Source organism: Streptomyces sp. CB02056 (assembly GCF_001905545.1).
Taxonomy (GTDB): domain Bacteria; phylum Actinomycetota; class Actinomycetes; order Streptomycetales; family Streptomycetaceae; genus Kitasatospora.
Genome location: NZ_LIPD01000004.1, coordinates 231,623 through 257,590 on the forward strand (window position 1 = coordinate 231,623; position 25,968 = coordinate 257,590).

Genomic DNA, 25,968 nt, shown 5'->3' on the forward strand with positions numbered 1-25,968 from the left:
GTATGAAGGCAGAAGGAGGGCCGCGCAGCGCCGGGGGGCCGCGATCACGTAGCGTGGGCGCACCGGGCACGACGGGGGAGACGACCGAAGGGATCACGGTGAGCGACAGCAGGGGGCAGCAGCCCTCCGAACGGCCACCGCAGGCGGGCGACGGGCGCCCGGCCGCGCCGCCGCCCGAGCGCCGCGGCGGAATCCTGATGGGCCGGCCCTTCGGCGTGCCCATCTACGTCACCCCCTCCTGGTTCGTCATCGCCGCGCTGATCACCTGGGTGTTCGGCGGGCAGCTGGGCGACGTGCTGCCCGACCTCGGCGGCGCCCGCTACCTGGTCGCGTTCTTCTTCGCGGTCGCCTTCTACGCCTCCGTCCTGGTGCACGAGCTCGCCCACACCCTGGTCGCACTGCGGTACAAGCTCGGGGTGCGGCGGATCCAGCTCCAGTTCTTCGGCGGGGTCTCCGAGATCGAGAACGAGGCGGAGAGCCCCTGGCGGGAGTTCTGGCTGGCCTTCGTCGGCCCGCTGCTCTCACTGCTGCTCGGCGGCGTGTTCTACCTCGGGGTGCGGGCGGTGGAGCTGTCCACCGTGCCCGGGGTGCTGCTCACCGGCCTGATGGTCTCCAACCTGGTGGTCGCCGCCTTCAACCTGCTGCCCGGCCTGCCGCTGGACGGCGGCCGGATGCTGCGCGCGGTCGTCTGGGCGATCACCGGCCGGCCGATGACCGGCACGGTGGCCGCCGCCTGGGTCGGCCGCGGGCTGGCCGTCGCCGTGCTGATCGGCCTGCCGCTGCTGAGCGCCGCCCGCGGGGTCGAGCGCACCACCACCGACACCCTGGTGGACGCGGTGCTGGCCGCGGTGCTCGCCGCGATCATCTGGAACGGCGCCACCGGCAGCCTGCGCAACGCCCGGCTCAAGGAGGTGCTGCCCTCCCTGCGGCTGCGCGAGCTGGCCCGGCGGGCCGTCGAGGTCACCGCCGACACCCCGCTCGGCGAGGCGCTGCGCCGCGCCCGCGAGGCCGGGGCTGGCGCGGTGATCGTGGTGGACGGCCGGGGCGAGCCGATCGCCCTCGTCCGGGAGTCCGCCGTCCGCTCGGTGCCCGAGCACCGCCGCCCCTGGGTGGCCGTCGGCCCGCTCGCCCGCGACCTCGAACCCGGGCTGCGGCTGGACGCCGACCTCGGCGGCGAGGACCTGCTGCGGGCCGTCCAGGCCACCCCGGCGGGGGAGTACCTGGTGGTCGAGCCGGACGGCCGGGTGTACGGCGTGGCCGCGCTCAGCGACATCGAGCAGCGGCTGACCGCCGCCGTCTCCGGCCGCTGATCATGGTGGTAAGGCGGAAGGCTCCGCTTCCCTTAGGATTGTCCGCATGTCCGAACCGACCGGTGCCGCCCGCCGACGCGGGCCCTTCCAGGTCGGGGACCAGGTCCAGCTGACCGACCCCAAGGGTCGCCACTACACGTTCACGCTCCAGGCCGGGAACCAGTTCCACACCCACAAGGGTGCGTTCCCGCACGACGAGCTGATCGGCGCCCCCGAAGGCACGGTCGTGCGCACCACGGGGAACGTCCCGTACCTCGCGCTGCGCCCCCTGCTCCCCGACTACGTCCTGTCCATGCCGCGCGGCGCCGCCGTGATCTACCCCAAGGACGCGGGGCAGATCCTGGCGATGGCCGACATCTTCGCCGGCGCCCGCGTCGTCGAGGCCGGCGTCGGCTCCGGCGCGCTCTCCACCTACCTGCTGCGCGCCGTCGGCGACACCGGCATGCTGGCCTCCTACGAGCGCCGGCAGGACTTCGCCGACATCGCCCAGGGCAACGTCGAGCGCTACTTCGGCGGCCCGCACCCGGCGTGGAAGCTCACCGTCGGCGACCTCCAGGACAACCTGGTCGAGACCGACGTCGACCGCGTCATCCTCGACATGCTGGCGCCCTGGGAGTGCCTGGACGTCGCCTCCGAGGCGCTCGTCCCCGGCGGCCTCATCTGCTGCTACGTGGCCACCACCACGCAGATGTCGAAGACCGTCGAGGCGCTGCGCGACCACGGCACCTTCACCGAGCCGCAGGCCTGGGAGACCATGGTCCGCACCTGGCACCTGGAGGGCCTGGCGGTCCGCCCGGACCACCGGATGATCGGCCACACCGGCTTCCTGCTCACCGCCCGCCGCCTGGCGGACGGCGTCGAGCCGCCGCTGCGCCGCCGCCGTCCGGCCAAGGGCGCGTACGGCGAGGACTACGACAACGGGACGCCCGAGCCCACCCTCCAGGAGCGCGCCGCCGCCCGCAAGGCCGCCCAGGCCACGGAGGCGGACCAGCCCGACCTGGGCTGAGCCCCGAACCCACCGACAAGGGGTGGTACGAGCACACCGCTCGTACCACCCCTTTCGCATTCCGCCGATCACGGTGTGGGACGATGCTGGCTCACGCCTTGGCTCTTGGAGCGCTGGAGGGGACGCCTGGTGGAGACCGCGGTCGGGACGACGGCGACGGTTGGACAGCAGACACCGCGGGGCCGTTCCGGGCCCGGGCACGCGCGCACCGTCCCCTGGCACTGGGCCGTCGCCCTGGCCGGCTGCGGCGCGGTGGTGGCGGCCGCGCTCGCGGCCTCCCCGGCGACCGGCACCCCGGTGCCCGCGCACGGCACCCCCCAGGCCCTCGTCGCGAGCGCCGCCCCCGACCCGGCCCGGGCCCAACTCCCGCTGGACTGCGGCCCGTTCCCGGTCAAGACGGCGCTCAGCGTGCCGGCCCGGCTCGGCGACGGACGCCCCGGCACGGTGGTCGCCGCGCACTGCGCCACCGAGACCGGCACCCCGCCGGACGCCGTCTACCTGCTCGGCTTCGGCCCGGGCGAGCGCCCCGAGGTGGTGGCCACCCTGCTCCCCGAGCGCGAGAACCTCACCGTGAGCCGGATCGCGGTGCGTTCGGACGGCGCCATCACCGGCCACGCGCAGGGGTATTCGAGCGAGGACGTGCCGCGGTTCCGGCCCGACATCTCGCTCGACCTCACCTGGACGCAGCGGAGCGGCGGCTGGGAACGCTCCCAGACCGCCGCCCCGCTCCACCAGGCCTGAGCCCGGCCCGTCCTACTCCGCGTCCGGACCGTACACCTCGACCCGGTCGGCGACCCGGCGCACGTGGATGCAGTCGCCGGGGCACTCCTTCGCCGAGTCCACCACGTCCTGAAGGATCGTCAGCGGCACCGGGGCGCTCTCCCCGGGCTGCTGGCGCAGCTCGTCGTCCGGCCCCTTCACGTAGGCCAGCCCGTCGATGTCGAGCTCGAAGACCTCGGGCGCGTACTGCACGCAGATGCCGTCACCGGTGCACAGATCCTGGTCGATCCACACCTCCAGCGCCTCGGCCGCCGCCGTCTGCTCGGTCACCGACATGGTCCCCTGCCGTTTCTGTCCCGGGTCGCCCCTATTCCTGGAGCAATCCCGCCATTCGTACAACGATCGGACCTCGACTTGTGGTCGCGATCGGATATCACTTCGCTCGACGATACATCTGGCCCGCTTTGGGCGGTGCGCGGTGGGTATCCCCCTTAGCAGAGGGGAAGCACGCTGGGGCGAAGATCGGACACGCCCGTTCCATCTTTCTTGATCTAGGGGTTTACGGACCCCTGGTCCCAGGTAGGGTCTGGAAGCGTCCAGCTCCCCGGAGGAGGTGAGGACCGTGGCAGCCCACGATGACGACTACAACCGCAGCACCGGCAGGCCCGCTCGTGGTTCCGACGAGGCCGCTCAGGTCTCGTACCTTGAGCAGGAAATCGCCGTGCTGCGCCGCAAGCTCGCCGACTCGCCGCGCAATTCGAGGATCCTCGAAGAGCGGATCGTCGAGCTCCAGACCAACCTGGCGGGCGTGACCGCCCAGAACGAACGGCTCGCCTCCACCCTGCGAGAGGCCCGCGACCAGATCGTGGCCCTCAAGGAGGAAGTGGACCGGCTGGCACAGCCCCCGGCCGGCTTCGGCACCTTCCTCGACGCGAACGAGGACGGCACCGCGGACATCTTCACCGGCGGGCGCAAGCTCCGCGTGAACGTCAGCCCGAGCGTCGCCCTCGACGAGGTGCGGCGCGGCCAGGAAGTGATGCTCAACGAGGCCCTCAACATCGTGGACGCGATGGCCTTCGAGAACATCGGCGAGATCGTCACCCTCAAGGAGCTCCTGGAGGACGGCGAGCGCGCCCTGGTGCTGGGGCACACCGACGAGGAGCGGGTGGTGCGCCTCGCCGAACCGCTGCGCGGGCTGACCATCCGGTCCGGGGACGCCCTGCTGCTGGAGCCCCGCTCCGGCTACGTCTTCGAGGTCGTCCCGAAGTCCGAGGTCGAGGAGCTGGTCCTCGAGGAGGTCCCGGACATCGACTACCGCCAGATCGGCGGCCTGAGCAACCAGATCGAGCTGATCCGCGACGCGGTCGAGCTGCCGTACCTGCACGCCGACCTCTTCAAGGAGTACGAGCTGCGCCCGCCCAAGGGCGTGCTGCTCTACGGCCCGCCCGGCTGCGGCAAGACGCTGATCGCCAAGGCGGTCGCCAACTCGCTGGCGAAGAAGGTGGCCGAGGTCACCGGACGCCCCCAGGGGAAGAGCTACTTCCTCAACATCAAGGGCCCCGAGCTGCTCAACAAGTACGTGGGCGAGACCGAGCGGCAGATCCGCCTGGTGTTCCAGCGGGCCCGGGAGAAGGCGGGCGAGGGCACGCCCGTCATCGTCTTCTTCGACGAGATGGAGTCGCTGTTCCGCACCCGCGGTTCCGGCGTCAGCTCGGACGTGGAGAACACCATCGTCCCGCAGCTGCTCGCCGAGATCGACGGCGTGGAGGGCCTGGAGAACGTCATCGTCATCGGCGCCTCGAACCGCGAGGACATGATCGACCCGGCGATCCTGCGGCCCGGCCGCCTGGACGTCAAGATCAAGATCGAGCGCCCGGACGCCGAGGCCGCGAAGGACATCTTCTCCAAGTACCTCAAGGACTCGCTGCCGTTCCACCCGGACGACCTCAAGGAGCACGAGGGCTCCGTCGAGGCCACGGTGGTCGCGATGATCCAGTCGGTGGTGGAGCGGATGTACTCCGAGACCGAGGAGAACCGCTTCCTGGAGGTCACCTACGCCAACGGTGACAAGGAGGTCCTGTACTTCAAGGACTTCAACTCCGGCGCGATGATCCAGAACATCGTCGACCGCGCGAAGAAGATGGCCATCAAGGACTTCCTCGACCACGGTCAGCGGGGCCTGCGCGTCTCCCACCTGCTCGCCGCCTGCGTCGACGAGTTCAAGGAGAACGAGGACCTCCCGAACACCACCAACCCGGACGACTGGGCCCGCATCTCCGGCAAGAAGGGCGAGCGGATCGTCTTCATCCGCACGCTGGTCACCGGCAAGCAGGGCGCCGAGTCCGGCCGCTCGATCGACACTGTCGCCAACACGGGGCAGTACCTGTAAGCACGCGGTTGTCCGGGCCGGCAGCGGTCCCCGGAGCTGTACGCACACCGTCCGGCTGTGGCGCCTCGCGGCCCCGCAGCCGGACGGCGCGTCTCCGGGCCCGCCGTTCGGCGCCGGGTTCTAGGCTCGACCCACCGTGCGCGGGCAGAGGCCCGGCACCGGTGTTGTTCGGCGGTACGTCAGAGTGCTCCGCCCGTCGGGGGCGGTGCACCGGGCAAGGAGGGCCGCATGACCGTACGGCGCGTGATGGGCATCGAGACGGAGTACGGGATCTCCGTGCCCGGGCACCCCAACGCCAACGCCATGCTCACCTCGTCCCAGATCGTCAACGCGTACGCGGCGGCGATGCACCGGGCACGGCGGGCCCGCTGGGACTTCGAGGAGGAGAATCCGCTGCGCGACGCACGGGGGTTCGACCTGGCCCGCGAGGTCGCGGACGCCAGCCAGCTGACCGACGAGGACATCGGCCTCGCCAACGTCATCCTCACCAACGGGGCCCGGTTCTACGTGGACCACGCGCACCCCGAGTACAGCTCGCCCGAGGTGACCAACCCGCGCGACGCCGTGCTCTGGGACAAGGCCGGCGAGCGGATCATGGCCGCCGCCGCGCAGCGCGCGCTGGAACTGCCCAACGGGCAGACCATCCACCTGTACAAGAACAACACCGACAACAAGGGCGCCTCCTACGGCACCCACGAGAACTACCTGATGAAGCGGGCGACACCGTTCGCCGACATCGTCCGCCACCTCACCCCGTTCTTCGTCTCCCGCCAGGTGGTCGCCGGCGCCGGCCGGGTCGGCATCGGCCAGGACGGCTCGGCGCACGGCTTCCAGCTCAGCCAGCGGGCGGACTACTTCGAGGTCGAGGTGGGTCTGGAGACGACGCTCAAGCGCCCGATCATCAACACCCGGGACGAACCCCACGCCGACGCCGAGAAGTACCGCCGGCTGCACGTGATCATCGGGGACGCCAACCTCTCCGAGATCTCCACCTACCTCAAGCTGGGCACCACCGCGCTGGTGCTGTCGATGATCGAGGACTCGTTCATCGCCGCCGACCTCGCCGTCGACCAGCCGGTGCGCACCCTGCACCGGGTCTCCCACGACCCGACGCTCAAGCACCTGATCACCCTGCGCAACGGGCGCAAGCTCACCGCCGTCCAGCTCCAGCTCGAGTACTTCGAGCTGGCCCGCAAGTACGTCGAGGACCGCTTCGGCACCGACGCGGACGAGCAGACGGTGGACGTGCTGACCCGCTGGGAGGACGTCCTCGGCCGGCTGGAGCGCGACCCGATGTCGCTGTCCCGGCAGCTGGACTGGGTCGCCAAGCGGGAGATCCTGGAGGGCTACCGCAGCCGGGACGCCCTGGAGTGGGACAACCCGCGGCTGCACCTGGTCGACCTCCAGTACAGCGACGTACGGCCCGAGAAGGGCCTCTACAACCGCCTGGTGGCCCGCGGGCGGTTCGAGCGGCTGCTCACCGAGGGCGAGGTCGAGCGGGCCGTCTCCAAGCCGCCGGACGACACCCGGGCGTACTTCCGCGGGCGCTGCCTGGAGCAGTACGCGGAGCACGTCGCGGCGGCCTCCTGGGACTCGGTGATCTTCGACCTGCCCGGCCGGGACTCGCTGCAGCGCGTGCCCACCCTGGAACCGCTGCGCGGGACCCGCAACCACGTCAAGGAGCTGCTGGACCGCTGCCGCACGGCCGAGGACCTGCTCCGGGTGCTGTCCGGCGGGTAACTTTTCGATCACCATGGGTGAACGTCCGCCGAATGGGAATCATCCGGGGTGGCAGCGGGTGTTGGACAGGAAGCGCCACCGGCAAACCGGGAGCGGCAGTCGCACCTTGTGTATAGGGTCGGTGCAGCAAGCAACGACCCAACCGTGCCAGACGAATCGAGCGGGGTGAGGGAAATGGCGAGCAAGGACACCGGCGGCGGCCAGCAGCGGGCGAACCGCTCCTCCGAGGAGGTCGAGGAGCAGGCCGCGGAAAGCCAGAATTCCGAGGACCTCAAGGAGCGCCAGGAAAAGCTGAGCGACGACGTCGACGCGGTTCTGGACGAAATCGACGAGGTCCTCGAGTCGAATGCCGAGGATTTCGTTCGCGGATTCGTCCAGAAGGGCGGGCAATAGCCCGGTCCGGGCATTCCGAATTCACGGTCGCGACCGATCGGGGCGGCCGGGCGGCGAACACCGCCCGGCCGTCCGGCACCGGCCCCTCCACCCGTGGACAGTGATCGTCGGGCGGGTAGGGTGCGGGCAGCGCGCGCTTCAAGCTACCTGGAAGGAATCGTGTGGAAGCCAACACTCGTGGCACCGGGCGTCTACCGGCTGCCTTCCTGACCCCGGGGTCGTCCTCGTTCCTCGACTTCCTCGCCGAGCACAAGCCGGAGATGGTCCCCGGGCTCCGGGGGCTCCCCGAGGGCGTCGTGGTTGAGGCCCCGCACGGGACCACGCTGGTGGCCGCGATCTTCGACGGCGGCGTCGTGATCGCGGGTGACCGCCGGGCGACGATGGGCAACGTGATCGCCCAGCGGGACATGGAGAAGGTCTTCCCGGCCGACGAGTACAGCGCGGTCGGCATCGCCGGCACCGCCGGCCTCGCGGTCGAGATGGTCCGGCTGTTCCAGCTGGAGCTGGAGCACTACGAGAAGATCGAGGGCGCCACCCTCTCCCTGGAGGGCAAGGCCAACCGGCTCACCACCATGATCCGGGGCAACCTGGGCATGGCGATGCAGGGCCTCGCGGTGGTGCCGCTGTTCGCCGGCTACGACCTGGACCTCGGCCGCGGCCGGATCTTCAACTACGACGTCACCGGCGGGCGGTCCGAGGAGCGCGGCTTCGCCGCCACCGGCTCGGGCTCGGTCTTCGCCCGCGGCTCGCTGAAGAAGCTCTACCGCGACGGCCTGACGGCCGACCAGGCCGCCACCCTGGTCGTCCAGGCCCTGTACGACGCGGCGGACGACGACTCCGCCACCGGCGGCCCGGACCTCGCCCGGAAGATCTTCCCGATCGTCTCGCTGATCACCGAGGACGGCTTCCGCCGGCTCACCGACGCGGAGGTGACGGAGATCGTCGTCGCCATCACCGACGAGCGCCTGGACCGGCCCAACGGCCCGCAGGCCCCGCTGATCTAGGGGGTGTCTTGTGGATCTTGTCGGATCAGGCCGCGGCGTCAGGGTGCGTGCATCGCAAGGCGGAGGAGGGAGCCACTGCGGAGCATTGGCGACCGACGACAACGCCGCGAGGTGCGTGCCCTGGCGTCGCGGACCCGGCTAAGTTCCACAAGACACCCCCACGCCATCACCTCACAGAAAGGGGACGACCGCCGGTGTCGACACCGTTCTACGTCTCGCCCCAGCAGGCCATGGCGGACCGCGCGGAGTACGCCCGCAAGGGCATCGCGCGCGGCCGCAGCGTGGTCGTGCTCACCTACGCCGACGGCATCGTCTTCGTCGCGGAGAACACCTCCAGGGCGCTCCACAAGGTCTCCGAGATCTACGACAAGATCGCCTTCGCGGCGGTCGGCCGCTACAACGAGTTCGAGAACCTGCGCATCGGCGGCGTCCGCTACGCCGACCTGCGCGGCTACTCCTACGACCGGGCCGACGTCACGGCCCGAGGCCTGGCCAACGTGTACGCCCAGACCCTGGGCACCATCTTCTCCTCGGTCGGCGAGAAGCCGTACGAGGTCGAGCTGATCGTGGCCGAGGTCGGCCGCACCCCCGACAACGACCAGATCTACCGGCTCACGCCGGACGGTTCGGTCGTGGACGAGAAGAACTACGTGGTGGTCGGCGGCAACGCCGACTCGATCGGCAACTACCTGGGCCAGCGCCACCGCGCCGGCATCGGCCTCACCGAGGCGGTGAAGCTCGCCGTGGACTCGCTCGCCCGCGACCCCAACGGCGGCAGCCCGCGCGGCCTCACGCCGGAGCAGCTGGAGGTGGCGGTCCTCGACCGCCAGCGGTTCCAGCAGCGCAAGTTCAAGCGGATCCTGGGCAACCAGCTGGGCCGGCTGCTCGACGGGGACCAGTCCGCGGAAGCGGACGACGAGGACAACCCGGCGGACGGCACGCCGGTGTAGCAGTGCCTGTGGAGTCCCGGACGGCGGCCCCGCCGCCGTCGTCCGGGACTCCGGTGCCCCTGCGGCGGCCCAGTCGTCGTGGAGGCGGTTTCGGACAGCTCCGACAGAGAATGGAGTGCTCATGGACCGCCGGATTTTCGGGCTGGAGAACGAGTACGGCGTGACCTGCACGTTCCGCGGGCAGCGACGGCTGTCCCCGGACGAGGTGGCGCGGTACCTGTTCCGCCGGGTCGTCTCCTGGGGCCGCAGCAGCAACGTCTTCCTGCGCAACGGCGCCCGCCTCTACCTCGACGTCGGCTCCCACCCCGAGTACGCCACCCCCGAGTGCGACGACGTCGTCGAGCTGGTGACGCACGACAAGGCCGGTGAGCGCATCCTCGAGGGGCTCCTGGTGGACGCCGAGCGCCGGCTGCACGAGGAGGGCATCGCCGGGGACGTCTACCTCTTCAAGAACAACACCGACTCGGCCGGGAACTCCTACGGCTGCCACGAGAACTACTGCGTGGCCCGGCACGGGGAGTTCTCCCGGCTGGCCGACGTGCTGATCCCGTTCCTGGTCACCCGGCAGCTGATCTGCGGGGCGGGCAAGGTGCTCCAGACCCCGCGCGGCGCGGTGTTCTGCGTCAGCCAGCGGGCCGAGCACATCTGGGAGGGCGTCAGCTCCGCCACCACCCGCTCGCGCCCGATCATCAACACCCGGGACGAGCCGCACGCGGACGCCGAGCGCTACCGCCGGCTGCACGTGATCGTCGGCGACTCCAACATGTCGGAGACCACGACGCTGCTCAAGGTCGGCTCCACCGACCTGGTGCTGCGGATGATCGAGGCCGGCGTGGTGATGCGCGACCTCACCCTGGAGAACCCGATCCGGGCGATCCGCGAGGTCAGCCACGACCTCACCGGCACCCACCAGGTGCGGCTCGCCAACGGCCGGGAGGCCAGCGCGCTGGACATCCAGGAGGAGTACTACACCAAGGCCCTGGAGTTCGCGGACCGCAAGGGCATCAACACCGGCACCGTCGCCCGGGTCCTCGACCTGTGGGGCCGCACCCTGGAGGCCGTCCGCAGCGAGCGGCTGGACGGGGTCGCCCAGGAGATCGACTGGATCATGAAGTACAAGCTCATCGAGCGCTACCGCGAGAAGCACCAGATGAGCATGTCCAACCCGCGGGTGGCGCAGATCGACCTCGCGTACCACGACATCCACCGCCGCCGCGGCCTGTTCTACCTGCTCCAGGGCAAGGGCCAGGCGCAGCGGGTGACCACCGACCTCAAGACCTTCGAGGCCAAGTCGATCCCGCCGCAGACCACCCGGGCGCGGCTGCGCGGGGACTTCATCCGGCGGGCCCAGGAGCAGCGCCGGGACTTCACGGTCGACTGGGTGCACCTGAAGCTGAACGACCAGGCGCAGCGCACGGTGCTGTGCAAGGACCCGTTCCGTTCGGTGGACGAGCGGGTGGAGAAGCTGATCGCGGGGATGTAGCCCCCGGCCGTGTGATCAAGGCGGCGACCGGCCCCGGTGGTGTCTACCGGGGCCGGACGCGTGCCGGGCATACGCTGTCCGTCGAGTCAGGAGAGCCGACTTCGACCGACAGTTAGGACCACCGTGCGCCGCACCGCCGGTTTGCTTCTCACCCTGCCGTTGCTGCTCGCGGTCGCCTGCAGCAGCTCGCCCAAGGCGGCGGGCCCGGTGACGCCGTCCGCGGCGAGCGCCGCCCCGACGGTGCCCGCGCCGGTCGGCGAGGCGTCACCGATGCCCACTCTTTCGGGTGGCGGGTTCGGCAGCAAGGCCACCATCACCATCCCCGAGGGCCAGCAGCCCGGCGGCCAGTTCGTGGTGAACACGGTCAGCGAGGGCGACCGGGCGACCGTCAACAAGGGCGACTGGGTGACGGTCAACTACACCGCCAGGGACTGGACCACCGCCAAGGACCTGCCCAGTTCGTACGACGCCAACGGCAAGCCGCAGCTCTACCAGGCCGGCAGCGGGCAGCTGGTGCCGGCGCTGGACCAGAGCGTGATCGGCAAGAAGGTGGGCAGCCGGCTGCTGGTGGTCGCCCCGCCGGCGGCGGCCTTCGGCGAGCAGGGCTCCACCCAGCTGGGCGTCAACAAGGGCGACACCGTGGTGTTCGTGCTGGACATCATGGAGAGCCTGCCGCCGGACTCCACGCTGACCGGGGCGATGGCCGAGCCGGCCGCGACGATGCCGCAGGTCAAGGACAACGGCAAGGCGCCGGCCACGATCACGATCCCGACCGGGCAGGCCGCGCCCACCGACCTCCAGCAGGCGGTGCTGATCAAGGGCGAGGGCAAGCAGGTCAAGAGCGGGCAGACCCTGGTGGTGCAGTACACCGGGGTGCTCTGGGCCAACGGCCAGCAGTTCGACGCCTCCTGGACGCACGGCGGCGCGCAGGCGGTGCAGATCGGCACCGGCAGCGTGATCGAGGGCTGGGACAAGGGCCTGGTCGGGCAGAACGTCGGCAGCCGGGTCCTGCTGGTGGTGCCTCCGGCGCTCGGCTACCAGGACAAGGCGCAGGGCTCGGTTCCGGCGAACTCGACCCTGGTCTTCGTGATCGACATTCTCGAAGCGGTCTAGGAAGTCACCGGGGGGATTCCGTACGCTTGGGCGGACGCTCGTACAACGAAGCGTCCGCCCTCATCCTGAGCTGTCATACTGCCCACGCACTGTGGCAGGCGCCGCCCGGCGCCGAGGTCCGGGGCGGGCGGTGCGACGGCAGGCCGGCGTGCCCACGCCGGGCGCAGACCTGGAAGACCTCGTGGCGAGATGGATGGGGAGTCATGACTGAGAAGACGCCGAGCCCGGGCGGGGCCGGCACCGCGGCGAACGACAGCTCCGCGGGTGACCCGGCCGCCTCTCGTCCCGGCGGTCCGGTTGGCGGGGACCGCGAGTCGATCGTCGTCCCCCCGGCGATCCTGGCGCAGCAGGCGGGCTGGGCGCAGCCCGGCGAGGCGCCGCGCGCCGCGGGCGGGACCAAGACGGACGACGCCCCGCAGATCTTCGCCTCCAACGTGCGCAAGTCCGACACGTCGGAGGCCGGGTACGACGAGAACCCGCCCGGCGTCGGCAAGCTGGGCGTGATCCTCGGCACGGTGATCGCCCTGCTGCTGGTCGGCAGCGGCGTCACGCTGTACATGGTGAACAAGGACGGCTCCAAGGACAGCGCCGCGGCCAAGCCGGACGCGGCCAAGAGCGCGCCGCCCACGCCGACCGCCGACCCGGTGCCGCCGATCAAGGACAGCGCCAAGGTGCTGCCGACGGTCGCCGGCGACTTCGGCAAGAAGGCCGACATCCAGATCCCGGGCGAGGCCTCCGACGGCTCCTTCGTGGTGAAGGTGCTCACCGAGGGCACCGGCGCCAAGGTGGAGAAGAACTCCTGGGCCTCGGTGGACTACACCGCCAAGGACTGGAACACCGGCAAGGACATCCCGAGCTCGTACGACGCCAACGGGAAGCCGCAGATCTTCCAGGCCGGGACCGACTCGCTGATCCCGGCGCTGGACCAGGCCGTGATCGGCAAGAAGGCCGGCAGCCGGCTGCTGGTGGTGGCCCCGCCGGCCGCCGCGTTCGGCGCCCAGGGCAAGGCCGACATGTCGATCGGGCCCAAGGACGACCTGGTCTTCGTGATCGACATCCGCAACGCCAACGCGCCCGACGCCGTGGTGAGCGGTACCGTCACCCCGCCGCCCGCGGACTTCCCGCAGGTCAAGGACAACGGCAAGAAGCCGGCCGAGATCACCCCGGTCGCCGGGGCGAAGGACCCGACCGAGCTGAAGTCGCACGTCCTGATCAAGGGCACCGGGCCGAAGGTGGAGAAGGGCGAGAAGGTCGTCGTCCAGTACACCGGCGCGCTGTTCTCCAGCGGCAAGGTGTTCGACTCCTCGCTCAGCAAGGGCCAGGCGTTCACCTTCCCGGTCGGCGGCGGCCAGGTCATCCAGGGCTGGGACCAGGGCCTGGAGGGCCAGACCGTCGGCAGCCGGGTCGAGCTGGTGATCCCCGCCTCGCTGGGCTACGGCGACAAGGGCCAGGGCGACATCCCGCCCGGTGCGACGCTGGTCTTCGTGGTGGACATCCTGGACGCCGGTCAGGGCTGATCCACTTTCGGGTGACAATGGTGCACGTGTGACCTTCGGGTCCGGCCGCGTGGCCGGTCCCCAACGGGCGGCGGGCGCCCGTACCGTGGTCCGGGACGAACGGACCGGGTGCGGGCGTCCGCCGCTTGGTCGTGACAGCAGAGCGAATGTGAGAAGAGGGACTGTGAGCGTCAACCTCAACGAGAAGCCCGAGATCGACTTCCCGATCGGCGACGCCCCGACGGAGCTGCAGATCCGCGACATCGTCGTGGGCGACGGCGCGGAGGCCAAGCCGGGCCAGAACGTCAGCGTCCGGTACGTCGGTGTGACCTTCGAGACCGGCGAGGAGTTCGACGCGAGCTGGAACCGGAGCCCCAACGAGTTCCGCTTCCCGCTGGGCGGCGGCCGGGTCATCAAGGGCTGGGACCAGGGCGTCGTCGGCATGAAGGTCGGCGGCCGCCGCGAGCTGACCATCCCGTCGCGTCTGGCGTACGGCGCCCAGTCGCCGACCTCGGCGATCCCGCCGCACTCGACCCTGATCTTCGTGGTCGACCTGCTGGCCGTCTGAGCCCGCTCGTGCCGTGGGCCGGACCCCTCCGGGGGCCCGGCCCACGGGCGTGTCCGGGGGCGTTCGGGGAGGCCGCTTTTGCCGTGCGTACCGCTACCGGTACGGTCGGTCCCGCCGGGTGGTGATCGCCCGGTTGGCGCACCCCGCGCGCGGCGCGGCACACCGGAAGGGTCAGCGATGGCGATCGCGAAGGCAGAGCGGCTGATGAATCTCGCCCTGTGCCTGATGAACACCAGACGTCCGCTCTCCAAGAAGGAGCTGCGGGAATCCATCGAGGCGTACCGCGAGGCCTGGCAGAACAGCAGCGAGGACGCCTTCAACCGGATGTTCGAGCGGGACAAGGACGACCTGCGCGAGCTCGGCCTGGTGATCGACGTGGACGAGAGCACCCTGGACGGCGAGCTCGGCTACCTGGCCCGCGCCGACCGCAACCGGCTGCCCGAGATCGCCCTGGACGCCGAGGAGGCGGCCGCGCTGACCCTGGCGGCCCGGGTCTGGCAGCAGGCCAAGATGTCCGGTGCGGCCAGCGGCGCCCTGCAGAAGCTGCGCGCGGCCGGGGTGCCGTTCGCCGAGGCCGAGGGCCGGACCGCCCTGGAGCCGCGCATCCCCGCCCGGGAGGCCGCGTTCGAGCCGCTGCTCACCGCCGCCCGGGACCGCCGTCCGGTCACCTTCGAGTACCGCAAGGCCGGTGCCGCCGCCGTCGAGCAGCGCAGCGTCGAGCCGTGGGCGCTGGAGTGCTGGCGCGGGCACTGGTACCTGGCCGGGTACGACCGCGACCGGGGCGACGCCCGGGTGTTCCGGCTCAGCCGGATCACCGGCCGGGTGAAGGCGAAGTCCGGGGCGTTCCTCGGTGCCGTGCCCGAGCACGTGGACGTCCGGGCCACCGTGGCGAAGTTCGCGGGCGAGGGGGCGACCGCCACCGCGACCGTCCGGGTCCGCCGGGGCGCCGGCTTCCCGCTGCGGACCAAGGCGCTGGGCAGCACCCGGGTGGACGAGCTGTGGGACGAGCTGGAGATCCCGTACGGCAACGGGCTCGGCGCGGACCTGGCCGAGTTCGGGCCGGACGTGCTGGTGCTCGGGCCGGAGGAGCTGCGGGCGGATGTGGTCGACCGGCTGCGGGCGGTCGCGGGTTTCGAAGGAGTGGGCGCGTGAGCAACGCCATCGACCAGACGCGACGGATGCTGTCGCTGGTCACCTACCTGCGCGAGCGGCCCGGGGCCGAGGTCGCCGAGGTGGCCCGGGCGTTCGGGATCAGCGAGCGCGAGCTGATCGCGGACCTCAACGTGCTGCCGATGTGCGGCACCAGCTTCCGCGGCGGCGACCTGCTCGACATCGACACCGACGGCGAGCGGATCTGGTGGCACAACGTCGACGACGTCGCCCAGCCGCTGCGGCTGGCCGCCGACGAGGCGACCGCGCTGCTGGTGGCCGCCCGCGCGGTGGCCGGACTGCCGGGCCTGCGGGCCGGGGACCGGGAGGCGCTCACCCGGGCCGTCGCCAAGATCGAGAACGCGGCGGGGGAGAGCGCCGAGGGCAGCGCCCGGGTCGGCGTGACCTTCGAGGCGGAGAGCCACGTCTTCGCCGACATCGACCGCGCGCTCAGCGAGGGCCGCCGGCTCTGGCTGCGCTACTACTCGCACGGGCGCGGCGGGATGACCGAGCGCGAGGTCGACCCGATCCGGCTGCTCACCGAGGGCCACACCTACCTCGAGGCCTGGTGCCGGACCTCCGAGGACCACCGGATGTTCCGGCTCGACCGGGTCGCCGAGATCCGCGTCCTGGACGTCCCGGCCGACCCGCCCCGGCGCGAGCCACGGGACCTGAGCGGCGGGCTGGTCAACCCGGCGGCGGACGACCCCGAGGTGGTCGTCGAAGTCTCCTCCGGCGGACGCTGGGTGGCCGAGTACTACACCCACGACCGGGCCGAGGAACTGCCCGACGGCGGGCTGCGGATCACCCTGCGCAGCGCCGACCCCTCCCAGCTGCGCCCGCTGGCGCTGCGGCTGGGCCGGGACGGCCGGATCGTCTCGCCGCCCGAGCTCGCCGAGCAGGCGCGCTCGGCCGCGCGGGAGGCGCTGGCCGCCTACGGGGAGGGGCGGGTCTGAGCGGTGGAACCCGGGACCAGATTCAAGGTGTACTGCTCCGAGTGCCGGGAGAAGGTGGAGCTCCCGGCCGAGGACTTCCGCCTGACCCTCGGTCGCACCCCGGCCCAGGCGCACTACAGCTTCGGCTGCCCGCGGTGCGGGGCGGCGGTGCGCAAGCCGGCCGGGGAGAAGATCGTCGAGGCGCTCACCGGGGCCGGGGTGCGCACCATGCGGCTCGTCCCGGCCGAGGGGTAGTACGCGTATAGGCTGGGGCGCATGTCCTGGATGCTCGTCGCCGCCGTCCTGCTCGCCACCGCGGGCCTGCTGGTCCTCGGGGTCCTCGCGATCCGGCTCTGGCTGGACGTGCGGGCGCTGGCCAAGGGCGTGGACGCGGCCTCGCGGGCGCTGGCCGCGGCGGCCGGGGACCTGGCGGACGCGGTGCCCGCCCAGGGCGCCCCGGCGGGGGAGCGGAGCGTCCCCGCCGCATAGCACGGTCGGGACCGCGGTGGTACGGGGGCTGCTGCGCGCGGGCGGGGGCGGGTTACGCTCTCAGTTGGCTCCTGAACCGTGTACCGGGGGCCGCTGTCCTGTTCGGGCGGCCGTCGTCGTGGCGTCATCCGCAGCGGTTACCATCCGCAGCGGACGGCCCGTCGGGCCGCCATGACTGAAGGTGGTCGCGCATGCGCATCTCGATGACCGCGATCGTGGTGATCGTGATCCTCGCCATCGTGCTGTTCGGAGCCAAGCGGCTGCCGGACCTGGCGCGTTCGCTGGGCAAGTCGATGCGGATCCTGAAGAGCGAGGCGCAGGCGATGCGCTCGGACGGCGAGTCCGAGCAGCCGTCCCGGCCCGCCCCGGCTCCGGCCCCGGTCGACGGTGCCGCGGCCAGGACCGTCCAGGCCGCTCCGGGAGCGTCGGCCACGGCCCGTCCGGTGACCGAGCCCGCCGCCGGGGCCTCCGCGCCCGACGGCGACCGCCCGCACTGAGCGCGGCGCACGTGAGGCACCTGACGCCCGCCGCGCACACCGTGTGCGCGGCGTTCGCGACCACGGAGGCCCGCCGACCGGCGGGCCCCGACGCACGAGTTGAGGACCGGGGTTGAGCAAGCTCTCCAAGGCGCCGAAGGCGTCAAAGGATCCTGAGGGGCGGATGGCCCTCGCCGACCACCTGAGGGAACTGCGCAACCGCGTGGTCAAGTCGGTCCTGGCGATCGTGCTGATCACCATCGTGGCGGCGGTCTACCACAAGCAGATCGAGGACTTCCTGCTGCAGCCGCTGCCGCGGTGCGAAACCCTGGAGCTGGCCAAGCACTACCACGGCAAGTGCGCCCAGGTCTCGAACATCGGTCTGACCGCCGGTTTCACCTGGATGCTGAAGGTGGCCCTGACGGCGGGCGTGGTCGGGACCGTGCCGATCTGGCTCTACCAGGTCTGGGCCTTCGTGGCGCCGGGCCTGCACAGGCACGAGAAGAAGTACACGGTCGTCTTCCTGATCTGCGGGACGCCGCTGTTCCTGGCCGGTGTGGCCGTGGCCATCCTGGTGCTGCCGACCACGGTCGACGTGCTGCTCTCGTTCACCCCGAACGACACCACGCCGATCCTGCCGCCCGAGGACTACTTCGACATCGCCACCCGGATGGTGCTGGTCTTCGGCCTGGCCTTCGAGTTCCCGCTGCTGCTGGTGATGCTGAACATGGTCGGCGTGGTCGGCGGCAAGCGGCTGCTGGGCTGGTGGCGCGGCATGGTCATGGGCATCACGGTGTTCGCGGCCTTCGCCACGCCGAGCGCCGACCCGCTGAGCATGCTGGCGCTGGCCGCGCCGATCTGGGCGCTGTACTTCATCGCGGTGGCGATCGCGATCTTCAACGACAAGCGCAAGGCGCGCCGCAACCCGGACTCCGGGCTGGACGACGAGGAGGCCTCGCACCTGGACCTCTCGGTGCAGCCGGTGGCCGGTGCGGAGTCCGTCCAGGCCTCGGCGGCTCCGGCGGCCGGCGCCTCGGTGCCGGCGTCCCGCCGCGAGGAGATGGACGACATCACGTGAGTCGGTAGGGCCTGAGGGAGCCCCGGTCCGCCGCTGCCGAGCGGTGGGCCGGGGCTTTCCGCTGGTCGGGGCGGTTCCGGGTTTCGGCGGGTGGTCTTGGCAGCTCGCATGGCATGTGACATATTACTGGCGTGCTGAAGACCGAGACACCTCCCCTGGACGTGGTCGTGGTCGGCGCCGGTGTGGTCGGCGCCGCCTGCGCCTACTACGCCGCCCGCGCCGGGCTCGCCGTCGCCGTCGTGGACCGCGGGCCCGTGGCCGGCGGCACCACCGGCGCGGGCGAGGGCAACCTGCTGGTCTCCGACAAGGAGCCCGGCCCCGAACTCGACCTCGCCCTGCTCAGCACCCGGCTCTGGCGCGACCTCGCCGAGCGGCTCGGCCCGGCGATCGAGTACGAGCCCAAGGGCGGCGTGGTGGTCGCCTCCACCGCCGCCGGGCAGGACGCGCTGCGGGCCTTCGCCGACGGGCAGCGCGCCGTCGGGGTCGAGGCCGAGGAGGTGCCCGGCGAGCGGCTGCGCGAACTGGAGCCGCACCTGGCCGAGGGCCTGGCCGGCGGCTTCCACTACCCGCAGGACGCCCAGGTCCAGCCCGCCCTCGCCGCCGCCCACCTGCTGCGCGAGGCCCGCCGGATGGGCGCCGAGCTGATCACCGGGGAGAGCGTCACCGCCGTCGACCGGGGCCCGGACGGCGCCGTGCGCGGCGTCCGGACCGACCGGCGGCACCTGGCCGCCCCCGCCGTGGTGAACGCGGCCGGCACCTGGGGCGGCGAGGTGGCCGCGCTGGCCGGGGTGCACCTGCCGGTGCTGCCCCGGCGCGGCTTCGTGCTGGTCACCGAGCCGCTGCCGCGGGTCGTGCGGCACAAGGTCTACGCCGCCGACTACGTGGCCAACGTGGCCAGCGGATCGGCCGGGCTGGAGACCTCCGCCGTGATCGAGGGCACCCCGGGCGGGCCGGTGCTGATCGGCGCCAGCCGGGAGCGGGTCGGCTTCGACCGCACGCTCTCCCAGGAGGTGCTGAGCCGGCTCGCCGCCCAGGCCGCCGCCCTCTTCCCGGTGCTCGCCGACGTCACCGTGCTGCGCGCCTACCGGGGCTTCCGCCCGTACCTGCCGGACCACCTGCCGGCCATCGGCGCGGACCCCCGGGTGCCCGGGCTGTACCACGCCTGCGGGCACGAGGGGGCCGGCATCGGGCTGGCCCCGGCGACCGGGCTGCTGATCAGCGAGCAGCTCACCGGCAAGCAGCCGGAGCTGGACCTCGCGCCGTTCCGGGCGGACCGCTTCCCGGCCGAGTGACGGCGTGACGGCCCGGACGCCTGCGACCGAGGCCTGTGTGAGATTCCTTCCTGGACCCGTGAGATTGGAGAGGCCGCCGATGCGCCGCCGCACCCCCGCCGGGCTGGTCGAGGCCGAGCCCGGGCCCGCCCACCACATCGAGTTCGACGGGCGGCCCGTCCCCGCGCTGCCCGGGCAGTCGATCGCCGCCGCGCTCTGGGCCGACGGCGTGCTCGCCTGGCGCACCACCCGGGTCGGCGGGAAGCCGCGCGGGGCGTTCTGCGGGATCGGCGCCTGCTTCGACTGCCTGGCCACCGTGGACGGCCGCCCCAACCAGCGCACCTGCCTGCTCCCCGCCGAGCCCGGCACCACCGTCACCACCCAGGAGGGCCACGGCCGTGCCGACCTCGCCGTCTGAACCCCTCGACGCCCCGCCGTACGACCTCGTGGTGGTCGGCGCCGGCCCGGCCGGGCTGGCCGCCGCCGTCACCGCCGCCGACCTCGGGCTGCGCTGCGCCCTGCTGGACGGCGGGCAGAGCACCGGCGGGCAGTACTACCGCCACCCGGCGCCCGGCCTCGGCGCGGCCCGGCCGGACCGGCTGCACCACCACTGGTCCGCCTACACCGGGCTGGCCGACCGGCTCGACGCGCACGGGCGCGCCGGGCGGGCCGACTTCCTGGCCGGGCACCAGGTCTGGGCGCTGGAGCGCACCGGGGACGGCTTCGCGGTGCACGTCACCCGCGGACCGGAGAGCACCGACCGGGCCACCGTCCTGACCCGGTCGGTGCTGCTCGCCACCGGCGCGTACGAGCGGCAGCTGCCGTTCCCCGGCTGGACCCTGCCCGGGGTGGTCACCGCGGGCGGCGCCCAGGCCATGCTCAAGGCCGGCCTGGTGCTGCCCGGGAAGCGGATCGTGGTGGCCGGCAGCGGCCCGCTGCTGCTCGCGGCGGCCTCCTCGCTGGTCACCGCCGGGGCCGAGGTGCCCGCCGTGGTCGAGGCCACCGCCTACCTCGGGTACGCGCGGCGCCCCGGCGTGCTGGCGGCCGTCCCCGGCAAGCTGGTCGAGGGCGCCGGGCACGGCGGTGCTCTGCTGCGGCACGGCGTACGGCTGCGCCCGCGCAGCGCGGTGGTCGAGGCGCACGGGACGGACCGGGTCACCGGCGTCACGGTGGCCCGGCTGGACGCCGACTGGCGGCCGGTGCCGGGCACCGGGCGGCGGATCGACTGCGACGCGCTCGCCGTCGGCCACGGCCTGCTGCCGCAGATCGACCTGGCCACCGAGCTCGGCGCGCGGACCGTGACCGGGCCGGACGGCGCGGTCGCGCTGGAGGTCGACGCCCGGCTGCGCACCAGCGTGCCCGGCCTCTGGTCGGCGGGGGAGACCAACGGCGTCGGCGGCGCGGACCTCGCGCTCGCCGAGGGCGAGCTGGCCGCGCACGCGGTGGCCGGGGAGCGGCCCGCGGCCGCGCTGCTGCGCCGCCGCTCCCGGCTGCGGGCCTTCGCCGACCTGATGGCCGCCGCGCACCGGCCGGGCCCCGGCTGGACCGGCTGGCTGCGTCCGGACACCGACGTCTGCCGGTGCGAGGAGGTGCCGGTGGCGGCGATCCGGGAGGCCGTCGAGGACCTGGGCGCGGGCGATCCGCGCACCGTGAAGCTGCTCACCCGGGCCGGGATGGGCTGGTGCCAGGGCCGGATGTGCGGTCCGGCCGTGGCCTGCCTGGCCGGCCCGGGTGAGCCGGGGCCGGACCGGCGGCCGCTGGGCTGCCCGGTGCCGCTCTCCCAGCTGGCGGCGGGGCCGAACCCGGAGGCGTAGGGCGTGCCCGACCGCTCGCGTCGGGCGGGAACGGTCGGGCACGCCCCCGGGGTCCGTCGTCGAAGGACGGGCCGGGGACCTTGTCTCCGGCCCGTCCACTCTAGTAAAATGTCACACCTCATCAAGGAGCTCATGTGTCCATCACCCAGCACGACAGCACCCGTCCCTGGCGCGGCATCATGGTCGCCACCACGCTTCCGCTGCGCCCGGACCACTCCGTCGACTACGACGCCTACGCCGAGCACGTCCGCTGGCTGATCGACTCCGGCTGCGAGGGCGTCGTCCCCAACGGCTCGCTGGGCGAGTACCAGACGCTCACCGCCGAGGAGCGCGCCAAGGTCGTCGAGGTCGCCATCGAGGCGGCCGGCGACGGCTCCCGGGTGATGCCCGGCGTGGCCGCCTACGGCAGCGCCGAGTCCCGCCGCTGGGCCGAGCAGGCCGCCGAGGCCGGCGCCGGCTCCGTCCTGCTGCTGCCGCCGAACGCCTACCGGGCCGACCACGCCTCGGTGCGCGCCCACTACGCCGAGGTCGCCAAGGCCGGGCTGCCGATCGTGGCGTACAACAACCCCATCGACACCAAGGTCGACCTCGTCCCCACGCTGCTCGCCCAGCTGCACGCCGAGGGCTCGATCGTCGCGGTCAAGGAGTTCAGCGGCGACGTCCGCCGGGCGTACGAGATCGCCGAGCTGGCCCCCGGGCTGGACCTGCTGATCGGCGCCGACGACGTGCTGCTGGAGCTGGCGCTCGCGGGCGCGGTCGGCTGGATCGCCGGCTACCCGAACGCCCTGCCGGCCGCCTCGGTCGCGCTCTACGACGCCGCCGTCTCCAAGGACCTGGAGAACGCGCTGCCGCTGTACAAGTCGCTGCACTCGCTGCTGCGCTGGGACTCCAAGACCGAGTTCGTCCAGGCCATCAAGCTCTCGATGGACATCGCCGGGCGCCCCGGCGGCCCGGTGCGCGCCCCGCGCCTGCCGCTCGTCCCGGAGATCGAGGAGGCCGTCCGCGCGGCCACCGAGAAGGCGCTGGCCGACGGCCTGGTCTGACACCGGCGCGATCCCGGGCCTCCGGGCCGGCTGCGGCGGCAGTCGGCCCGGCCTACCCACCAACCATCCGAACCTGTACGGGAGTTGTGACCCATGCGCAGCCGTCACGTGTTCCACGCCGTCGACTCGCACACCGAGGGCATGCCGACCCGGGTGATCACCGGCGGCTTCGGCGTCATCCCCGGCGCCACCATGGCCGAGCGCCGGGTGCACTTCCAGGAGCACCTGGACCACTTCCGCACCCTGCTGATGTACGAGCCGCGCGGCCACGCCGCGATGAGCGGCGCGATCCTCCAGCCGCCGACCCGGCCGGACGCCGACTTCGGCGTGCTCTACATCGAGGTCTCCGGACTGCTGCCGATGTGCGGGCACGGCACCATCGGGGTCGCCACCGTGCTGGTCGAGACCGGGATGGTCCCGGTGGTCGAGCCGGTCACCACCGTACGGCTGGACACCCCGGCCGGACTCGTGGTCGCCGAGGTGAAGGTCGAGGACGGCGCCGCCAAGGCGGTGACCATCCGCAACGTGCCCTCCTACTCCGTCGCCCTGGACCGCAAGGTCGAGGTGCCCGGCTACGGCACGGTGACCTACGACCTCGCGTACGGCGGCAACTACTACGCCATCCTGCCGCTCGCCGAGTTCGGGCTGCCCTTCGAGCGCGAGCGCAAGCAGGAGATCCTGGACGCCGGCCTGGCCATGATGGACGCGATCAACGCGGGCCCGGACCGGCCGGTGCACCCGGAGAACCCGTCCATCCACAGCTGCCACCACGTCCAGCTGCTCGCCCCCGGCTCCACCGCCGAGCACTCCCGGCACGCGATGGCCATCCACCCCGGCTGGTTCGACCGCTCGCCCTGCGGCACCGGCACCTCGGCGCGGATGGCCCAGCTGCACGCGCGCGGCGAACTGCCGCTCGGGCGGGACTTCCGCAACGACTCCTTCATCGGGACCACCTTCACCGGGCGGCTGGTCGAGGAGACCGAGGTGGCCGGGCTGCCCGCGGTGGTGCCCACCGTCACCGGGCGGGCCTGGGTCACCGGCACCGCCCAGTACTTCCTCGACCCGAGCGACCCGTTCCCGGCGGGCTTCCTGCTCTGACCCCTCCTTCCTCCTTCGTCCCCGTACCTCCCCCCGAAGGGCTGCTGGCCGTGACCATCACCTCGTACAACCCCGCCGACCCCGACGACCTCGTGGTCGCCGTCGAGGAGCCCGGCGCCGAGGCCGTGCGGGCCGCCGTCGGGCGGGCCCGGGCGGCACAGGGCGACTGGCTCGCCGCCGGGGCGGGCGCCCGGTCGGCGGCGCTCGGCCGGATCGCGGACGCCGTGGAGGCGCACGCCCACGAGCTGGCCGCGCTGATCGTGCGCGAGGTCGGCAAGCCGCTGGCCGAGGCGCTCGGCGAGGTCGCCCGCACGGCGGCGATCTGGCGCTACTACGCGCAGGCGCCGTACGCGCCCTCCGGGGCGGTGCACGAGACCGCCGCCGGCCCCGGGCTGCTGTTCACCCGCCGCCGCCCGTACGGGGTCGCCGGACTGATCGCGCCGTGGAACTTCCCGCTGGCGATCCCGACCTGGAAGGCCGCGCCGGCCCTCGCCGTCGGCAACGCGGTGGTGCTCAAGCCGGCCCCCGAGGCGACGGCCTGCGCGCTGCGGCTGGCGGAGCTGGCCGGGCTGCCCGAGGACGTGTTCACGGTGCTGCCCGGCGGGGCGGAGGAGGGCGCGGCGCTGGTCGACGCCGCCGACGTGGTCTCCTTCACCGGCTCGACCGGCGTCGGCCGGGCCGTGGTGCGGGCCGCGACCGACCGCGGGGTACCGGTGCAGGCCGAACTCGGCGGGCTGAACGCCGCGCTGGTGCTGCCGGACGCCGACATCGCGCAGGCCGCCGGGCACATCGCCGCGGCCATCGCCGGGTACGCCGGGCAGAAGTGCACCGCCACCAGCCGGGTGATCGCGGTCGGCGCCGCGTACGAGCCGCTGCGCGAGGCGCTGGTCAAGGCGCTGGCGGCGGTCGACGACGCGGTCTGCGGGCCGGTGATCAACGCCGGGGCGCGGGAGCGGCTGACCGGGGCCGTCTCCTCGGCCGTCGAGGCCGGGGCCAGCGTGCTCACCGGCGGCGGGGTGCCCGAGCGGACCGGCTGGTACGTCGAGCCGACCCTGCTCGCCGAGGTGCCGGCCGAACACCCGCTGGCCCGCGAGGAGTTCTTCGGCCCGATCGCGGTGCTGCACGCCGCGGCCGACCTGGACGAGGCCATCGCGCTCGCCAACGACACCCCGCACAGCCTCTCCACCTCGGTGCACACCCGCAGCCTGGACGTGGCGCTGGCCGCCGCCGACCGGCTGGACGCGGGCATGATCCGGGTCAACGCGCCGTCCAGCGGCGTCGACTTCCACCTGCCCTTCGGCGGGGCCAAGGGCGCGAGCCACGGCGACCGCGAACAGGGCCAGGCCGCCCTGGACTTCTACACCGTCAGCCGGACCGTCAGCGTGCTGCCGGGCGGAGGTGCGCTCTGATGTTCGTACGGACGGTCGACTACCACACGGCCGGCGAGCCGTTCCGGATCGTGCTGGACGGCGTGCCCCCGATCCCCGGCGACACCGTCGCCGAGCGCCGGGCCATCGCGCTCGGCGCGGGCGGCAGCGCGACCGCGCCCCGGCCCAGCGCGCTGGACGAGGTCCGGCAGCTGCTCAGCCGGGAACCGCGCGGCCACGCCGGGATGTACGGCGGCTTCCTGGTCCCGGCGGACGACGACGAGGCGCACCTGGGCGTGCTGTTCTGGCACAAGGACGGCTACTCCACCGCCTGCGGGCACGGCACCATCGCGCTCGGCGCCTGGGCGGTGGACTCCGGACTGGTGGCCGCCCCCGCGGACGGGGTGGCGCGGGTGCGGATCGACGTGCCGTCCGGCCGGGTCACCGCCCTGGTGCACCGCTCCGGCGGGCGGACCACCGGGGTGACCTTCCGCAACGTGCCCAGCCGGGTCACCGCGCTGAAGCTCCCGGTGGAGACCTCGCGCGGCACCGTGGAGGTCGCCGTGGCGCACTCCGGCGCCTGCTACGCCTCGGTGCCCGCGGCCGCCCTCGGGCTCGCCGTGGAGAAGCAGCAGCTGCCCGAACTCACCGCCGTGGGGCGGGAGATCAGGGCCGCGCTGGCCGGCTCGGAGGCGGTCGCCCACCCGACGGACGCCCGGCTGTCGGGCGTGTACGGGGTCATCCTCCACGACGAACTCCCCCCGGTGGACGGGGTGCTGAACCAGCGCAACGTCACCGTCTTCGCGGACGGCCAGATCGACCGCTCGCCCTGCGGCTCCGGCACCTCCGCCCGGCTCGCGGTGCTCGCCGCCGAGGGGCGGCTGGCCCCGGGCGAGCCGCTGCGGCACGAGTCGATCATCGGGACGGTCTTCAGCGGGCAGGTCCTCCCGGGCGGCGACCCGCAGGGCGAGGGCGTGGTCACCGAGGTCGGCGGGACGGCCTTCCGCACCGGCGAGCACGGCTTCGTGCTGGAGCCGGACGACGACCTGGGAGCGGGGTTCCTGCTGTGACCACCG

Annotated in this window: 26 protein-coding genes and 1 pseudogene; 26 read left to right on the top strand and 1 reads right to left on the bottom strand. The window is 72.9% G+C overall.

Going from position 1 to position 25,968, the window contains the following annotated elements:
- Positions 1–98: 98 nt before the first annotated feature.
- From AMK13_RS12900 to AMK13_RS12910, 3 genes are all read left to right on the top strand, one after another.
- The gene (locus AMK13_RS12900) at positions 99–1,310 is read left to right on the top strand and encodes a site-2 protease family protein (RefSeq protein WP_074002318.1); all 1,212 of its coding nucleotides are present in this window, start codon (positions 99–101) and stop codon (positions 1,308–1,310) included.
- A gap of 46 nt (positions 1,311–1,356) precedes the next feature.
- The gene (locus AMK13_RS12905; protein ID WP_074002319.1) at positions 1,357–2,316 is read left to right on the top strand and encodes a tRNA (adenine-N1)-methyltransferase; all 960 of its coding nucleotides are present in this window, start codon (positions 1,357–1,359) and stop codon (positions 2,314–2,316) included.
- 129 nt (positions 2,317–2,445) lie between these two features.
- Positions 2,446–3,057, top strand: coding sequence for a hypothetical protein (locus tag AMK13_RS12910; protein WP_079272089.1), 612 nt, complete (start codon positions 2,446–2,448; stop codon positions 3,055–3,057).
- Between the two features lie 12 nt (positions 3,058–3,069).
- On the opposite strand, the gene AMK13_RS12915 is transcribed toward AMK13_RS12910, so the two are convergent.
- Complete coding sequence (locus AMK13_RS12915; RefSeq protein WP_049651996.1) at positions 3,070–3,372, bottom strand: ferredoxin; 303 nt, start codon at positions 3,370–3,372, stop codon at positions 3,070–3,072.
- Positions 3,373–3,658: 286 nt separating this feature from the next.
- On the opposite strand from AMK13_RS12915, the gene arc reads away from it, so the two are divergent.
- The 23 genes and pseudogenes from arc to AMK13_RS13025 all read left to right on the top strand — a co-directional run bounded on the left by arc (position 3,659) and on the right by AMK13_RS13025 (position 25,962).
- Complete coding sequence (gene arc / locus AMK13_RS12920) at positions 3,659–5,425, top strand: proteasome ATPase (protein WP_049651997.1); 1,767 nt, start codon at positions 3,659–3,661, stop codon at positions 5,423–5,425.
- Positions 5,426–5,653: 228 nt separating this feature from the next.
- Positions 5,654–7,165, top strand: a complete 1,512-nt coding sequence (dop, locus tag AMK13_RS12925; RefSeq protein ID WP_049651998.1) for a depupylase/deamidase Dop — start codon at positions 5,654–5,656, stop codon at positions 7,163–7,165.
- A gap of 174 nt (positions 7,166–7,339) precedes the next feature.
- On the top strand, positions 7,340–7,558 hold the full coding sequence (locus tag AMK13_RS12930) for a ubiquitin-like protein Pup (RefSeq protein WP_049652012.1): 219 nt from the start codon (positions 7,340–7,342) through the stop codon (positions 7,556–7,558).
- 132 nt (positions 7,559–7,690) lie between these two features.
- Positions 7,691–7,768: pseudogene (locus tag AMK13_RS46405) on the top strand (endonuclease VII domain-containing protein); the annotation flags it as partial.
- Positions 7,765–8,562, top strand: coding sequence for a proteasome subunit beta (gene prcB, locus AMK13_RS12935; RefSeq protein ID WP_369808298.1), 798 nt, complete (start codon positions 7,765–7,767; stop codon positions 8,560–8,562). The pseudogene AMK13_RS46405 and the gene prcB, both read left to right, overlap by 4 nt.
- Positions 8,563–8,756: 194 nt before the next feature.
- Positions 8,757–9,512: a proteasome subunit alpha gene (gene prcA / locus AMK13_RS12940; RefSeq protein ID WP_049652000.1), complete on the top strand. Its 756-nt coding sequence runs from the start codon at positions 8,757–8,759 to the stop codon at positions 9,510–9,512.
- Positions 9,513–9,633: 121 nt separating this feature from the next.
- Positions 9,634–10,995 (top strand): Pup--protein ligase, encoded by a 1,362-nt coding sequence (pafA, locus tag AMK13_RS12945; RefSeq protein ID WP_049652001.1) that lies wholly within the window; start codon positions 9,634–9,636, stop codon positions 10,993–10,995.
- Between the two features lie 123 nt (positions 10,996–11,118).
- The gene (locus AMK13_RS12950) at positions 11,119–12,108 is read left to right on the top strand and encodes an FKBP-type peptidyl-prolyl cis-trans isomerase (RefSeq protein ID WP_074002320.1); all 990 of its coding nucleotides are present in this window, start codon (positions 11,119–11,121) and stop codon (positions 12,106–12,108) included.
- A 203-nt stretch (positions 12,109–12,311) separates the two neighbouring features.
- Positions 12,312–13,625, top strand: a complete 1,314-nt coding sequence (locus AMK13_RS12955) for an FKBP-type peptidyl-prolyl cis-trans isomerase (RefSeq protein ID WP_049652002.1) — start codon at positions 12,312–12,314, stop codon at positions 13,623–13,625.
- A gap of 163 nt (positions 13,626–13,788) precedes the next feature.
- The gene (locus tag AMK13_RS12960) at positions 13,789–14,172 is read left to right on the top strand and encodes an FKBP-type peptidyl-prolyl cis-trans isomerase (RefSeq protein WP_049652003.1); all 384 of its coding nucleotides are present in this window, start codon (positions 13,789–13,791) and stop codon (positions 14,170–14,172) included.
- A 177-nt stretch (positions 14,173–14,349) separates the two neighbouring features.
- Positions 14,350–15,324: a helix-turn-helix transcriptional regulator gene (locus AMK13_RS12965; RefSeq protein WP_049652004.1), complete on the top strand. Its 975-nt coding sequence runs from the start codon at positions 14,350–14,352 to the stop codon at positions 15,322–15,324.
- A 26-nt stretch (positions 15,325–15,350) separates the two neighbouring features.
- Positions 15,351–16,277 (top strand): helix-turn-helix transcriptional regulator, encoded by a 927-nt coding sequence (locus tag AMK13_RS12970; RefSeq protein WP_181970795.1) that lies wholly within the window; start codon positions 15,351–15,353, stop codon positions 16,275–16,277.
- A 3-nt stretch (positions 16,278–16,280) separates the two neighbouring features.
- Positions 16,281–16,511, top strand: a complete 231-nt coding sequence (locus AMK13_RS12975) for a hypothetical protein (protein ID WP_049652006.1) — start codon at positions 16,281–16,283, stop codon at positions 16,509–16,511.
- Between the two features lie 21 nt (positions 16,512–16,532).
- On the top strand, positions 16,533–16,745 hold the full coding sequence (locus AMK13_RS12980; RefSeq protein ID WP_049652007.1) for a hypothetical protein: 213 nt from the start codon (positions 16,533–16,535) through the stop codon (positions 16,743–16,745).
- Between the two features lie 191 nt (positions 16,746–16,936).
- On the top strand, positions 16,937–17,242 hold the full coding sequence (tatA, locus tag AMK13_RS12985; RefSeq protein WP_049652008.1) for a Sec-independent protein translocase subunit TatA: 306 nt from the start codon (positions 16,937–16,939) through the stop codon (positions 17,240–17,242).
- Positions 17,243–17,405: 163 nt separating this feature from the next.
- Positions 17,406–18,299, top strand: coding sequence for a twin-arginine translocase subunit TatC (tatC, locus tag AMK13_RS12990; RefSeq protein WP_049652009.1), 894 nt, complete (start codon positions 17,406–17,408; stop codon positions 18,297–18,299).
- 131 nt (positions 18,300–18,430) lie between these two features.
- A complete protein-coding gene (locus AMK13_RS12995) occupies positions 18,431–19,591 on the top strand; it encodes an NAD(P)/FAD-dependent oxidoreductase (protein ID WP_049652010.1) in 1,161 nt (386 codons plus the stop codon).
- Between the two features lie 79 nt (positions 19,592–19,670).
- Positions 19,671–19,988 carry a (2Fe-2S)-binding protein gene (locus AMK13_RS13000; RefSeq protein WP_049652011.1) on the top strand — a complete coding sequence of 106 codons (318 nt, stop codon included), beginning with the start codon at positions 19,671–19,673 and terminating at the stop codon, positions 19,986–19,988.
- Positions 19,969–21,384 carry an FAD/NAD(P)-dependent oxidoreductase gene (locus tag AMK13_RS13005; protein WP_074002321.1) on the top strand — a complete coding sequence of 472 codons (1,416 nt, stop codon included), beginning with the start codon at positions 19,969–19,971 and terminating at the stop codon, positions 21,382–21,384. The genes AMK13_RS13000 and AMK13_RS13005 overlap by 20 nt, the downstream gene beginning before the upstream one ends.
- A gap of 179 nt (positions 21,385–21,563) precedes the next feature.
- Positions 21,564–22,427, top strand: a complete 864-nt coding sequence (locus AMK13_RS13010; protein ID WP_369808372.1) for a dihydrodipicolinate synthase family protein — start codon at positions 21,564–21,566, stop codon at positions 22,425–22,427.
- A gap of 93 nt (positions 22,428–22,520) precedes the next feature.
- The gene (locus AMK13_RS13015) at positions 22,521–23,525 is read left to right on the top strand and encodes a proline racemase family protein (RefSeq protein ID WP_049660310.1); all 1,005 of its coding nucleotides are present in this window, start codon (positions 22,521–22,523) and stop codon (positions 23,523–23,525) included.
- 50 nt (positions 23,526–23,575) lie between these two features.
- Positions 23,576–24,934: an aldehyde dehydrogenase family protein gene (locus AMK13_RS13020; protein ID WP_079272090.1), complete on the top strand. Its 1,359-nt coding sequence runs from the start codon at positions 23,576–23,578 to the stop codon at positions 24,932–24,934.
- A complete protein-coding gene (locus AMK13_RS13025) occupies positions 24,934–25,962 on the top strand; it encodes a proline racemase family protein (protein WP_074002322.1) in 1,029 nt (342 codons plus the stop codon). The genes AMK13_RS13020 and AMK13_RS13025 overlap by 1 nt, the downstream gene beginning before the upstream one ends.
- Positions 25,963–25,968: the final 6 nt, after the last annotated feature.

What these genes read in the sequence shown, in the direction of transcription:
- AMK13_RS12905 (WP_074002319.1), top strand. Translation starts at nt 1,357, where the DNA reads ATGTCCGAACCGACCGGTGCCGCCCGCCGACGCGGGCCCTTCCAGGTC.
- AMK13_RS12915 (WP_049651996.1), bottom strand. Translation starts at nt 3,372, where the DNA reads ATGTCGGTGACCGAGCAGACGGCGGCGGCCGAGGCGCTGGAGGTGTGG.
- dop (WP_049651998.1), top strand. Translation starts at nt 5,654, where the DNA reads ATGACCGTACGGCGCGTGATGGGCATCGAGACGGAGTACGGGATCTCC.
- AMK13_RS12930 (WP_049652012.1), top strand. Translation starts at nt 7,340, where the DNA reads ATGGCGAGCAAGGACACCGGCGGCGGCCAGCAGCGGGCGAACCGCTCC.
- pafA (WP_049652001.1), top strand. Translation starts at nt 9,634, where the DNA reads ATGGACCGCCGGATTTTCGGGCTGGAGAACGAGTACGGCGTGACCTGC.
- AMK13_RS12955 (WP_049652002.1), top strand. Translation starts at nt 12,312, where the DNA reads ATGACTGAGAAGACGCCGAGCCCGGGCGGGGCCGGCACCGCGGCGAAC.
- AMK13_RS12965 (WP_049652004.1), top strand. Translation starts at nt 14,350, where the DNA reads ATGGCGATCGCGAAGGCAGAGCGGCTGATGAATCTCGCCCTGTGCCTG.
- AMK13_RS12970 (WP_181970795.1), top strand. Translation starts at nt 15,351, where the DNA reads ATGCTGTCGCTGGTCACCTACCTGCGCGAGCGGCCCGGGGCCGAGGTC.
- AMK13_RS12980 (WP_049652007.1), top strand. Translation starts at nt 16,533, where the DNA reads ATGTCCTGGATGCTCGTCGCCGCCGTCCTGCTCGCCACCGCGGGCCTG.
- tatA (WP_049652008.1), top strand. Translation starts at nt 16,937, where the DNA reads ATGCGCATCTCGATGACCGCGATCGTGGTGATCGTGATCCTCGCCATC.
- tatC (WP_049652009.1), top strand. Translation starts at nt 17,406, where the DNA reads ATGGCCCTCGCCGACCACCTGAGGGAACTGCGCAACCGCGTGGTCAAG.
- AMK13_RS13000 (WP_049652011.1), top strand. Translation starts at nt 19,671, where the DNA reads ATGCGCCGCCGCACCCCCGCCGGGCTGGTCGAGGCCGAGCCCGGGCCC.
- AMK13_RS13010 (WP_369808372.1), top strand. Translation starts at nt 21,564, where the DNA reads ATGGTCGCCACCACGCTTCCGCTGCGCCCGGACCACTCCGTCGACTAC.
- AMK13_RS13015 (WP_049660310.1), top strand. Translation starts at nt 22,521, where the DNA reads ATGCGCAGCCGTCACGTGTTCCACGCCGTCGACTCGCACACCGAGGGC.
- AMK13_RS13025 (WP_074002322.1), top strand. Translation starts at nt 24,934, where the DNA reads ATGTTCGTACGGACGGTCGACTACCACACGGCCGGCGAGCCGTTCCGG.